Source organism: Pseudomonas sp. LjRoot277 (genome assembly GCF_964253845.1).
Lineage (GTDB): Bacteria > Pseudomonadota > Gammaproteobacteria > Pseudomonadales > Pseudomonadaceae > Aquipseudomonas.
Map to the genome: position 1 here is coordinate 6,206,774 of NZ_CAXURI020000001.1, position 12,428 is coordinate 6,219,201.

General features: G+C 60.2%; 7 protein-coding genes. 2 read left to right on the plus strand and 5 right to left on the minus strand.

Annotated elements, in window-relative coordinates; translation table 11 throughout:
• Positions 1–342: 342 nt before the first annotated feature.
• Entirely contained in the window at positions 343–930 is a 588-nt protein-coding gene (locus ACSQ87_RS28820) for a TIGR00730 family Rossman fold protein (RefSeq protein WP_033055560.1), read from the plus strand.
• A 68-nt stretch (positions 931–998) separates the two neighbouring features.
• Positions 999–1,190, plus strand: a complete 192-nt coding sequence (locus ACSQ87_RS28825; protein WP_008157021.1) for a hypothetical protein — start codon at positions 999–1,001, stop codon at positions 1,188–1,190.
• A gap of 126 nt (positions 1,191–1,316) precedes the next feature.
• Here ACSQ87_RS28825 and ACSQ87_RS28830 read toward each other — a convergent pair whose 3' ends face one another.
• The 5 genes from ACSQ87_RS28830 to dnaB all read right to left on the minus strand — a co-directional run bounded on the left by ACSQ87_RS28830 (position 1,317) and on the right by dnaB (position 12,319).
• A complete protein-coding gene (locus ACSQ87_RS28830) occupies positions 1,317–2,207 on the minus strand; it encodes a transglutaminase family protein (RefSeq protein ID WP_436274886.1) in 891 nt (296 codons plus the stop codon).
• On the minus strand, positions 2,207–4,693 hold the full coding sequence (locus ACSQ87_RS28835; RefSeq protein WP_436274887.1) for a circularly permuted type 2 ATP-grasp protein: 2,487 nt from the start codon (positions 4,691–4,693) through the stop codon (positions 2,207–2,209). The genes ACSQ87_RS28830 and ACSQ87_RS28835 overlap by 1 nt, the downstream gene beginning before the upstream one ends.
• Before the next feature lie 88 nt (positions 4,694–4,781).
• Complete coding sequence (locus tag ACSQ87_RS28840; RefSeq protein ID WP_436274888.1) at positions 4,782–8,057, minus strand: DUF2126 domain-containing protein; 3,276 nt, start codon at positions 8,055–8,057, stop codon at positions 4,782–4,784.
• A gap of 462 nt (positions 8,058–8,519) precedes the next feature.
• Positions 8,520–10,823: a YgiQ family radical SAM protein gene (locus tag ACSQ87_RS28845; protein WP_223431773.1), complete on the minus strand. Its 2,304-nt coding sequence runs from the start codon at positions 10,821–10,823 to the stop codon at positions 8,520–8,522.
• Between the two features lie 101 nt (positions 10,824–10,924).
• Entirely contained in the window at positions 10,925–12,319 is a 1,395-nt protein-coding gene (dnaB, locus tag ACSQ87_RS28850; protein ID WP_008157008.1) for a replicative DNA helicase, read from the minus strand.
• Positions 12,320–12,428: the final 109 nt, after the last annotated feature.

Genomic DNA, 12,428 nt, shown 5'->3' on the forward strand with positions numbered 1-12,428 from the left:
GTGAATCTCCAAGGCAGGGTTAACAAAAGTGCGAATGGACAGAAGACTGCCTGAAAACTTCGCAAGTTCCTATGACCTGAATCAAAAATTGTATACAACTTTCGGGCTATGACACCTATCGAAACAATCTACCAGCCAGACGTCTGGGGCGGCCCTATCATCAGGTCGTCCTCACTCATCTGGAGCGTCAGTCATGTCGATCAAAAGCCTGTTGTGCAGTTTGCTCGCCGCCTACGCCTGTGGCGCCAGCGGAACCTGTGAAACATCTGAATGCGAAGTGTAGACCTTGGAACGCCGCGTACCTGCCTTTACTCTGTGGCCATCCTGACCATGGAGTAAGGCATGTCTTTAGCGTCCGTTTGTGTATTTTGCGGTGCCAGCACTGGCACCAACCCGGCTTATCGTGAAGCGGCTGTCGCCTTGGGGCGAGCATTGGCCGAGCGTAAGCTGACTCTGGTCTATGGCGGCGGCGCCGTCGGGCTGATGGGAATCGTCGCCGATGCTGCGCTGGCGGCCGGCGGTGAAGTGATCGGGATCATCCCGCAAAGCCTCAAAGACAAGGAAATCGGTCACAGCGGCCTGACTCGTCTGGAAGTGGTCGACGGCATGCATGCGCGCAAGGCGCGGATGGCCGAGCTCAGTGACGCCTTTATCGCCCTGCCCGGCGGCCTGGGCACGCTGGAAGAACTGTTCGAAGTCTGGACCTGGGGCCAGCTCGGCTACCACGGAAAACCGCTGGGGCTGCTGGAAGTGAACGGTTTCTACAGCAAATTGACGTCTTTTCTCGATCATATCGTCGGCGAAGGCTTCGTTCGTGAACCGCACCGTGACATGCTGCAAGTGAGCGAATCGCCGCAAACCCTGCTCGATGCACTGGACGCCTGGCAGCCGACAGTGGTGCCAAAGTGGCTCGAGCAAAAACCCAGCTAACGGCTGGGCATCGATACAGGGCAGAATACGCGCCGCTCAACCTCACCTTCGACCCCAGAGGATCGCCCATGGCTAAACCCAATTATTCCTTCGCCAAACGTCAGAGAGACTTGGCCAAGGAGCAGAAGAAAGAGGAAAAGCTTCAGCGCAAGAAAGCTACAGCTGAAGAAGAAGCCGCCGCACTGAACCCGGATGCAGAAGGTGAAGTGGCCGCAGAAGATGCTGTTGAAGCACCGAAAGATCAGGCGCCCGACGCCTGAGACCCTCAGGGCCCGATGATCTGATCAGGCCCACCGGATCTGTGTCCAGGGTCAGCAACGATGTTGCTGACCCTCACAGGCCAATCTGAAACACCCTTCCCGAATTTATGCACATTGGATCATTTGTTATTCCAATGGCATCACGGTGACTCTAACCTCGGGATCATGACTGCCGCCCCCAAGAATCACCCCACGCAACGGCGAGACATCGGAAAAATCCCGGCCCCAGGCCAAGGTGATGTGTTCCAGCGCCGGCTGCACGTTGTTGGTCGGGTCGAAATCCACCCAACCAAGCACCGGGCAAAACACTGAAACCCAGGCATGGGACGCATCGGCGCCGATCAGTCGCGGCTGGCCCGGTGGTGGCTGGGTCAGCAGGTAGCCACTGATGTACCGCGCCGCCAACCCACGGGAGCGTACGCAGGCGAGCATCAGGTGAGCGAAGTCCTGACAAACACCTCGTCGGCGCTCCAGCACTTCTACCAGCGGCGTCGCCACTTGGGTCGCTTCAGCGTCGAAAGTGAATTCACTGAAGATCTTCTCCATCAGCGCCTGTACACCCAACAGCAGCGGCCGACCCGACGGAAAACAGCTTTCGGAAAACTCGACGAAGTTGCGCTTCAAATGCACGTAGGGCGATTCGAACCGGTAACGACACGCCTCCAACAATTCGGGGGAAAGCGGCTGACTGCTGTAGGTCAGCGCGTTGCGGGTTTCTTCCCACGCGGGGCATTGATTGAAATCCAGCGCAGGCCGGGCCAGCACTTCGACGGTGAGCCGGGCATTGACCAGCAATTCATCGTGGGGCCGCTCGAACGCCAGCCGAGTCAGCGGATTACCGAACACATCCAGTTCATCGCGGCGGGTCGTCGGGGCGGGACTGATCTGCAGTTGCTGCTCGGTGCATCGCTGCCAGGCACACGCCCGCGGCCACAGGTGCGCGAGCTGCTGGGCCAGAGAGACTGGACTGTCGTAGTGATAATGGGTGTCGTGGAGAATCTGGTAATGGGCGCTCATCAGACGGACACCGTGCGTTGGCTGACGTCATCGACGTGAGCGAAATGTCGCAAGGCCAGACGATCCGACACTTGCCCGCTGGCGTCGGCGATCTCTTGCAGCAGGTCAGCCAGCCCCTCAATGGCCGCCCGAACGCTGGCTTCGCCGAACAGCGAATTCTCCAGGCATCCCAGATCGAACTGCGCCAAGCGTTCCACCAACTGCGGTAACCCTGCTTCGCGAGGTACGCCGAAGTCGTCATTCAAGCGTTTCAAGGTACGCGTCACCAGTTTCAACTGAAACAGCACGGCATGGGGGTTCTGCTCGTCGAGCAGCAACAGGTCGAGCACCGGGATCAGTTGCGCCACCGCCAGGTATCGCGAACGGTAAGTGATGCTGCTGTTGCCCAGCTCCAGCAGCCACTCCAGTCCCGCCTGATCGAAAGCACCGGCACCGCGCAGAAATGCTGCCAGGCTGGCGCTGAGAAATTGCAGACGTTCGATCCGGCGGCCGATCATCAGGAAGCGCCAGCCTTCGTCCCGGGTCATGTCGTCGAGGGCGAAACCGGATAATGCCGCCAGGGACATCACCAGACGGTTGAGGAAATCCAGCAATTCGCCGAAATCCGGCTCTTCGGCTTCCAGCTCCATGGCTTCACGCTGGAGCTCCACCAGCGCTTGCCAGTTTTCCCGCGAGAGCTTGCCACGCACCTGCGAGGCCGCCCACTGCAAACGTTGCAGGTTGGAGCGCAGGCTGAACGACCAGTCATCGCCGAGCAATGCCGCCATTAAACGCTCCGGCAACTCGCCTTCATCGGGCAACAACATCAACCGTTCACCCAGATCGACCGCCGCCTCCAGGGCTTGCGGGTCATCGCCATCGACATAACGCGCCAGCATGATCCGCAGCAGCCGCGCGCTGTCATCACAGCGTTCGCAATAACGGCCGAACCAGAACAGGTTTTCCACCACCCGCGACGGCAGATACGGATCGCGTCTTACCAGGTCGTGCACACCGATCTTACGCTGGGTTTTCCATTGCTCACCGCTCGGCGGGCGATCGCCCAACACCCAAGTGTCTTTGCTCGCGCCACCGCGCTGCATCGACACCACTTCGGCGTCAGCCTCGGCGGCAACGCGAGTGAGGCCGCCGGGCAGGACCCGATAGCCCTCACGACTGGCCACTGCGTACACGCGCATGCCGATGGCCCGAGGTTGCAGATGACCGTCTTCAGCCTGCCAGATCGGGGCTTGAGAGAGCTGAGCCAATTCTTGCGCAACATAGGCATAAGGCCGGGCCTGCATGCGCTCTGCCAGTGCCTGACGCTGTTTTTCACTCAAATCGCGCCCAAATACTGGCGTGAAGCTCTGTGACGGGAACGCCGGTTTGATCAACAACTCCGGCAATTTTTCCAGGGCCTGAGCCAGGACCGGTGCTTCACCGCACCACCAGGTCGCGATGGAGGGCAGGATCAATTCTTCGCCGAACAGGAATTGATTGATCTTCGGCAGGAATCCCAACAACCCCGGCGACTCCAGCACGCCGCTGCCGAGGGCGTTGGCTACCAACACTCGCCCTCGGCGTACCGCTTCCAGCAATCCCGGCACGCCAAGGGCCGAGTCAGTGCGCAGCTCCAGCGGGTCGCAGAAGTCATCGTCGAGCCGCCGCATGATCGCGTGGACCCGACGCAGTCCGCTCAAGGTTTTCAGGTAAACCGTGGCATCCCGGACGGTCAGGTCGCCGCCCTCTACCAGCGGATAGCCGAGCTGGCGAGCCAGATAGAGGTGTTCAAAATAGCTTTCGTTGAAACGTCCCGGTGTCAGCAGCACGATCAGTGGCGCGTCGTCATCACTCGGCGCCTGACGGGCCAGGGTTTCCTGAAGCGTGCGGAAGAACCCGGCCAGGTGCTGCACTTTCAAATCGCGGTACAACTCGGGAAAGGCCCGGGACACGATGGTGCGGTTTTCCAGCGCATAACCGGCGCCGGACGGTGCTTGCGTCCGGTCCGCCGTCACCCACCAGCGACCGTCAGGCGTGCGTGCCAGATCCACCGCATACAGATGCAGAAAAGCCCCATCAGGTGGCGTGATGCCCTGACAGGGCCAGAGGAAGTTGTTGTGACCGAAGACCAGTTCAGCAGGCAGCAGACCCTCGGCGATCAAGCGTTGCGGTCCGTATAGATCTGCCAGCACAGCATTGAGCAAGCGTGCCCGCTGAGCGATCCCGGCCGATAACTGCTGCCATTCATCAGCCGCAATCACGTGAGGTAGCAGATCGAGTTCCCACGGCCGATCGGCACCCTTAGGGTCGGCGTAGACGTTGTAAGTCACGCCGTTTTCCTGGATCTGCCGGGTCAGCAGCGCCTGACGCTGCACCAATTGCGTTGGTGTGCTGCGTTGCAATTGGTCGAACAACCGACGCCAATGCGGGCGCACAGCGCCGCTGTCGTCGAGCAGTTCATGATAAGTGCCCGCCGTCAGCGGGTAGCGGTCAAGCAGGTCAGGCATGGAAAGCTCGGCAGACAGCAAAGAACGGTCAGACTAACGCAGGCTCATGACGCTCGGATATACGAAAAGTCCGAGCGTCGCGTACGGTTTAGAAACGTCGTAAATCGAGAGTCATCGGCAGCTCGTCGTTAATTTCCATATTGGGTATAGGAAGTTTCCCCGGCGTATGTCCGATGCGGAAGAAACGCGCCATCCGCCGGCTCTCCGCCTCATTGGCGTTCACCGGCAAGCTGTCGTAGTTGCGCCCGCCCGGATGGGCGACGTGGTACTGACAGCCACCCAGCGAACGCTGCATCCAGGTGTCGAGCAAGTCGAACACCAATGGCGCGTGGACCGGGATGGTCGGCTGCAGGCAGTTGGCCGGTTGCCAGGCGCGGAAACGCACGCCGGCCACAAATTCGCCGACCCGCCCGGTGGGTTGCAATGGCACCGGGATGCCATTGCAGGTCAGAAGATAACGCTGCGGCGGCAGGCCCGTGAGCTTGACCTGCAAACGCTCCAGCGACGAATCCACATAACGCACTGTGCCGCCGACTGCGCCCTCCTCGCCCAGCACATGCCAGGGCTCCAGCGCTTGACGCAATTCCAGCTCGATCCCACTCACCGCGTAATCACCGACCTTGGGAAAACGGAACTCCAGATGCGCCGCGAACCACTCCGCACGCACGGGATAACCGGCGGCATTGAGGTCGACGATGACGTCGGCGAAGTCTTGCTCGATAAAGTGCGGCAACAGGAAACGATCGTGCAGTTCTGTGCCCCAGCGCGCCAGTTTCGGCGGCGCATAAGGCTCGCGCCAGAACCGAGCCACCAACGCCCGCAGCAACAACTGTTGCGCCAGGCTCATGCGCGCATGGGGCGGCATTTCAAAGGCGCGCAATTCGAGCAATCCAAGGCGACCGGTAGCTCCGTCCGGCGAATACAGTTTGTCGATGCAAAATTCGGCACGATGGGTGTTGCCGGTCACGTCGATCAGCAGGTTGCGCAGCAGCCGATCCACCAGCCACGGCGCGCACTCCTCGCCCGGCTCAGGCATCTGGGCGAAGGCGATTTCCAGTTCATACAACGCATCATTACGCGCTTCATCAACCCGTGGCGCCTGAGACGTCGGGCCGATGAACAATCCGGAAAACAGGTAGGACAAGGACGGGTGGTTATGCCAGTAGCTGATCAGGCTGCGCAGCAAATCCGGACGGCGTAGAAACGGAGAGTCAGCCGGTGTCGCGCCACCCAGTACGAAATGGTTACCACCGCCGGTGCCGGTGTGCCGGCCGTCGATCATGAATTTCTCGGTGGTCAGTCGGGTCTGGCGTGCCTCTTCGTAAAGAAACTCAGTGCGTTCGACCAGTTCATCCCACGTGGCTGACGGCTGCACGTTGACCTCGATCACGCCCGGATCGGGCGTGATGCGGAAGTTGCTCAGCCGCGGATCGCTCGGCGGTTCATAGCCTTCCAGCAACACCGGGCAATGCAATTCCTCGGCGGTGGCTTCGATGGCGCTGACCAGTTCCAGGTAATCCTCGACCCGTTCCAGCGGCGGCATGAACAGGTACAACCGCCCTTCTCGCGCTTCGGCACAGAACGCCGTGCGGGTCAGCCAGTCGGCGGATTCGTCGATCTTTGGCGTGCGTTCATCAGCAACCGCAGGCTCGCCTTGGCTCTGAAGTTGTGCCGTGTCGGGCAGTGCCGGGAAATCCTGATTCGGGTCCACAGGATGAATGAACGGGTACTCCGCCGCTTTCACCCAAGGCTGCGAGCCGAGCGGCAAGCGATAGCCCAGCGGCGAATCCCCCGGCACCAATCGACAATGCTCATCGCGCAGATACCAGCGGCCGCTTTGCCACTGATCACCCTTGGCGGTGCGCGCCAGCGGCAGTACCTGACCGATGACTTTGTCCAGACCCTGGCTGAAGACTTTGCGCAGACGTGCACGCTCCAACGGCTCTTCAAGACGTGAGTCTTCGGCGCTGACGTTCTGCGGCAAAGTGCCTTCGCGCCAGAGGTAATAGAAATTGTCTTCGTAGGCCGGAAACACAAAACGTGTCGGAATTTTCAGGCGTTCGGCGACACTCGCCAGAAAACGCCCGGCCAATTCGCCATTGGCACCGTAGTCTTCCTGCTCATCGGCAATCAGCGCGCTGTTGTGCCAGATCGGTACATCGTCGCGGCGCCAGTAGCAGTTCAGCGACCAGCGCGGCAATTGCTCGCCGGGGTACCACTTGCCCTGGCCGAAATGCACCAGGCCCTGGGGGGCGTAGTGCTTGCGCATGCGCTGGAACAGTTCGGCGGACAGACGCCGCTTGTCTGGCCCCAGTGCCGCAGTGTTCCACTCGGCGCCGTCTGGATCGTCGATGGAAACAAACGTCGGTTCGCCGCCCATGGTCAGGCGTACATCACCCTCCAACAGGTCGGCATCGATCTGCCGTCCCAACGCCTGGATCGCCAGCCATTGCTCTTCGGTGTAGGGCTTCGTTACCCGTGGTGCTTCCCAAATCCGTTCCACGGACATCTCGTGGGTGAATTCGCACTCGCACGGTTCAACCAAGCCACTGATCGGTGCCGCAGAGCCCGGATCGGGGCTACAGGCCAACGGAATGTGTCCTTCACCGGCAAAAAGCCCTGACGTCGCGTCCAGGCCGATCCAGCCAGCGCCGGGCAAATAGACCTCGCACCAGGCGTGCAGGTCGGTGAAGTCCACGTCAGTGCCCGACGGACCGTCGAGGCTTTTGACGTCGGCGGTCAATTGAATCAGGTAGCCGGAAACGAAACGCGCCGCCAGACCGAGGTTGCGCAACAGTTGCACCAGCAACCACGCAGAATCGCGGCAGGAACCGGAGGCATGTTCGAGGGTATGTTCGGGCGTTTGCACGCCCGGCTCCATGCGAATCAAGTAGCCAATGTCTTCACTCAGGCGCTGATTGAGTGCGACGAGGAAGTCGACGCTAGGCAGTGGCGTGCGGTCGATGCCATCCAGATACGCCTTGAATTTCGGCGTCAGGGGCAAGGTTTCCAGGTACGGTGCCAGTTCCTTGCGCTCATCCGCGGCGTAGGCGAACGGGATCTTTTCCGCGTAGGGCTCAAGGAAGAAGTCGAACGGATTGAAGACCGCCATCTCCGCCAGCAGATCGACTTCGATCCGTAGCTCATCGGTTTTTTCCGGGAACACCAACCGCGCCAGGTAATTGCCCTGGGGATCCTGCTGCCAGTTGATGAAGTGCTGCTCCGGCGAGACTTTCAGCGCATAGGACAGTATCCGCGTGCGACTGTGGGCGGCCGGGCGCAGGCGAACGATCTGCGGACCGAGCTCGACGGCGCGGTCGTAGCGGTAATGCGTGACGTGGTGCAATGCGACATGAATCGACACGGCGTGCCTCCTGCGAGCCTTAAGCGTTATCGAAAGCGCGCAAGACTTATGCCATCCAGCAGCGCTGGCGCTTTCTCCGGTTGCTTGAGGCAGTACAGCACCAAAATCGGGCGATGCGGGAATTTGGTTTGGGGGAGTTGCACGGAAATGTTGCGGAGGGAGGGCTGGGGTCGGGTTTTGTGTACGGCTTGAGATCCAACCCTCACCCTAGCCCTCTCCCGGAGGGAGAGGGAACTGACCGAGGTGTTTGGCCTAGATGCTGCAACCGGAAAGTCCCGCGTCTAACTCAGGTTTTGAAAGGCTTGGAGATCAGCTCCCATTCCCCTTCTCCCCCGTGGGGAGAGGGATGGGCGGGCGGCGTTCCGATGAGGGGTGGATCCCACAGATACAACACAATCTCCAGACAGCCACAACGCAAAACGCCAACCCGAAGGTTGGCGTTCTGTTCAGCTCAAGCGAGGCTTAGCGCGGCACTACCGGCTTACGCGCAGGCTTGGGCCCTTTGCCTTTGGCCGCGTCCTTGCGATCCTTGGCCGCCTGCTGGTTGCGGGCGAACGCCGCTGCCTTGGCCTGTTCACGCTTGTCCCACGGATTGCCGCCATCACTGGCGCGCGGTGGCAAGCCCGTGTGCTGGGTCAGGATCTTGGTGGTCTTTTCCCCTGCCACTTTATGGCTGCCGGCCGGTGTCGAGTTCTTGCGACGGGCGCTCTGGTAGCTGTCGGTCGCCGGCTGGTGCAGCGGGATCAACTGATTTTTGCCCGGCCCGATCAGGTCGGCGCGGCCCATGCGGGTCAGCGCTTCACGCAGCATCGGCCAGCCTTTCGGATCGTGATAACGCAAGAACGCCTTGTGCAGACGACGCTGCTCTTCGCTCTTGACGATAGTCACGGCGTCGCTCTTGTAAGTGACCTTGCGCAGCGGGTTCTTGCCCGAGTGGTACATCGCGGTGGCGGTGGCCATCGGTGACGGGTAGAACGCTTGCACCTGGTCGGCACGGAAGCCGTTGCCCTTGAGCCACAGGGCCAGGTTCATCATGTCTTCGTCGGTGGTGCCCGGGTGAGCGGCGATGAAGTACGGAATCAGGTACTGCTCTTTCCCGGCTTCCTTGGAGTACTTCTCGAACATGCGCTTGAACTTGTCATAGCTGCCGATGCCCGGTTTCATCATCTGATTGAGCGGACCTTCCTCGGTGTGTTCCGGGGCGATCTTCAGGTAACCACCAACGTGGTGGGTCACCAGCTCTTTGACGTATTCCGGCGACTCGACCGCGAGGTCGTAGCGCAGACCGGACGCGATCAGGATCTTCTTCACACCCGGCAACGCACGGGCGCTGCGATACAGCTGGATCAGCGACGAGTGATCGGTGTTCAGGTTCGGGCAAATGCCCGGGAACACGCACGAAGGCTTACGGCACGCGGATTCGATTTCCGGGGTCTTGCAGGCGATGCGGTACATGTTCGCGGTCGGACCGCCGAGGTCGGAAATGACGCCGGTGAAGCCTGGGACCTTGTCACGGATCTCTTCGATTTCGCGAATGATCGACTCTTCGGAACGGTTCTGGATGATCCGGCCTTCGTGCTCGGTGATCGAGCAGAAGGTGCAGCCGCCGAAGCAGCCACGCATGATGTTCACCGAGAAGCGGATCATGTCGTAGGCAGGGATCTTTTCCTTGCCGTACGCCGGGTGCGGAATGCGCGCATAGGGCATGCCGAACACGTAGTCCATTTCTTCGGTGGTCATCGGAATCGGAGGCGGGTTGAACCAGACATCGACTTCGCCGTGCTTCTGCACCAGCGCACGGGCGTTGCCCGGGTTGGTTTCCAGGTGCAGCACGCGGTTGGCGTGCGCATAAAGAACCGCGTCACCACGGACCTTTTCAACCGACGGCAGACGGATTACGGTTTTGTCGCGAGTCATTTTCGGACTGGCCAGAATCTGCACGACCTTGGCTTCGCTCGGATCTTCAACCGGACCCTTTTCCTGCTCGATGGCGCAGGCCTGGGTGTCCTGGGTGTTTACGTACGGGTTGATGATCTTGTCGATCTTGCCCGGACGGTCGATACGCGTGGAATCGACTTCGTACCAGTCTTTCGGCGTGTCGCGACGGATGAACGCGGTGCCGCGCACATCGGTGATGTCTTCGATCTTGTGACCGTAGGACAGACGCTGGGCGACTTCGACGATCGCACGCTCGGCATTGCCATAGAGCAGGATGTCGGCGCAGGCGTCGATCAGGATCGAGTTGCGAACCCGGTCCTGCCAGTAATCGTAGTGGGCGATGCGACGCAGGGAAGCTTCAATACCACCGAGAACGATCGGCACGTTCTTGTAGGCTTCCTTGCAGCGCTGACTGTAAACCAGGCTCGCGCGGTCCGGACGTTTGCCCGCCATGCCGCCGGGAGTGTAGGCGTCATCGGAGCGGATTTTTTTATCGGCGGTGTAGCGGTTGATCATCGAGTCCATGTTGCCGGCCGCGACGCCGAAGAACAGGTTCGGCTCGCCGAGCTTCATGAAGTCGTCTTTAGACTGCCAGTCTGGTTGCGCAATGATCCCGACGCGAAAGCCTTGCGACTCCAGCAGCCGGCCGATGATTGCCATGCCGAACGACGGATGGTCAACGTACGCATCACCGGTGACGATGATGATGTCGCATGAATCCCAGCCAAGCTGATCCATCTCCTCCCTGCTCATCGGCAGGAATGGCGCTGGACCGAAGCATTCGGCCCAGTACTTGGGATAGTCAAATAACGGCTTGGCTGTTTGCATGACGATGACCGGTGTTGAGATGAAAAATCGCGGGCGCGGAATATAGCACAAAAAATAACCAATTCCGACGGCTATGGTCGGAAATTGAAACCCTCGGCAACTTACTCGTCGTCGAAGTTGTAGCTGCCCGGCGCCAGGTTTTCGAAGCGGGTGTACTTACCGATGAACGCCAGTCGTGACGTACCGATCGGGCCGTTCCGCTGCTTGCCGATGATGATCTCGGCGATGCCTTTGTGCTCGGTTTCCGGGTGATACACCTCGTCCCGGTACACGAACATGATCACGTCGGCATCCTGCTCGATCGCTCCGGATTCCCGGAGGTCGGAGTTGATCGGGCGTTTGTTCGGTCGCTGCTCCAGGGAGCGGTTGAGCTGGGACAATGCCACCACCGGGCAGTTGAATTCCTTGGCCAGGGCCTTCAAGGAACGGGAGATTTCAGAAATCTCGTTGGTCCGGTTGTCGCCACCCGAACCCGGAATCTGCATCAGCTGCAGGTAGTCGATCATGATCAGGGCGACATCGCCGTGCTCACGCACCAGACGTCGGGTCCGCGCACGCATCTCCGAGGGGCTGATACCGGCCGTATCGTCAATGAACAGCTTGCGATCGTTAAGCAAGTTGACCGCCGATGTCAGGCGCGGCCAATCGTCGTCTTCCAAGCGACCGGCACGGACCTTGGTCTGGTCGATACGGCCAAGGGACGACAACATACGCATGATCAGCGATTCGCCTGGCATCTCCAGCGAGTAAACCAATACGCATTTGTCGCTGCGCAACACGGCGTTTTCCACCAGGTTCATCGCAAAGGTGGTTTTACCCATGGATGGACGGCCGGCGACGATGATCAGGTCGGACGGTTGCAGGCCGCTGGTCATACCATCGAGATCGGTGTAACCGGTGGACAGGCCGGTAATGGCGTTGTCAGTGTTGAACAAGGTGTCGATGCGGTCGATGGCCTTGGTCAGCAGGTCGTTCACGCTCACCGGGCCGCCGGTTTTTGGCCGGGCCTCGGCGATCTGGAAGATCTGCCGTTCGGCTTCGTCGAGGATCTCTTCTGCGGAGCGACCTTCCGGATTGAAGGCGCTGTCAGCGATTTCGGTGGCGATGCCGATCAACTGCCGCAACGTCGCCCGCGCACGAACGATCTGCGCATAAGCCTTGATGTTGGCGACAGACGGCGTGTTTTTTGCCAGTTCGCCAAGGTATCCGAGGCCGCCGACTTGCGAGGTCTGACCTTCCTTGTCCAATTGCTCGGCAAGGGTCACGACGTCGATCGGCGAGTTCTGGTCGGCGAGCTTGGCGATCGCACGGAAGATCAGGCGGTGGTCATGTCGATAGAAATCGCCGTCCGACACCTGATCAAGCACGCGTTCCCAGGCGTTGTTGTCCAGCATCAAACCACCGAGCACGGCCTGTTCGGCCTCGATGGAATGCGGCGGCACCTTCAGGGCAGCGGTTTGCAGATCGTATTGCTCGGGAGCGGAGATATCGTTCATGGCCACTTGAATTGAGTGTGTGAAAATCAGGAACTGCAGAAAGACAAAGGGCACGACCTGTAAACAGGATCGTGCCCGATGTTACCGGCAAGCACCCGAGGGTGCCAGC

Bases quoted from the DNA above. Each gene is read 5' to 3' on its own strand.
- ACSQ87_RS28820 (WP_033055560.1), top strand. From the start codon at position 343: ATGTCTTTAGCGTCCGTTTGTGTATTTTGCGGTGCCAGCACTGGCACC.
- dnaB (WP_008157008.1), bottom strand. From the start codon at position 12,319: ATGAACGATATCTCCGCTCCCGAGCAATACGATCTGCAAACCGCTGCC.
- ACSQ87_RS28830 (WP_436274886.1), bottom strand. From the start codon at position 2,207: ATGAGCGCCCATTACCAGATTCTCCACGACACCCATTATCACTACGAC.
- ACSQ87_RS28825 (WP_008157021.1), top strand. From the start codon at position 999: ATGGCTAAACCCAATTATTCCTTCGCCAAACGTCAGAGAGACTTGGCC.
- ACSQ87_RS28845 (WP_223431773.1), bottom strand. From the start codon at position 10,823: ATGCAAACAGCCAAGCCGTTATTTGACTATCCCAAGTACTGGGCCGAA.
- ACSQ87_RS28835 (WP_436274887.1), bottom strand. From the start codon at position 4,693: ATGCCTGACCTGCTTGACCGCTACCCGCTGACGGCGGGCACTTATCAT.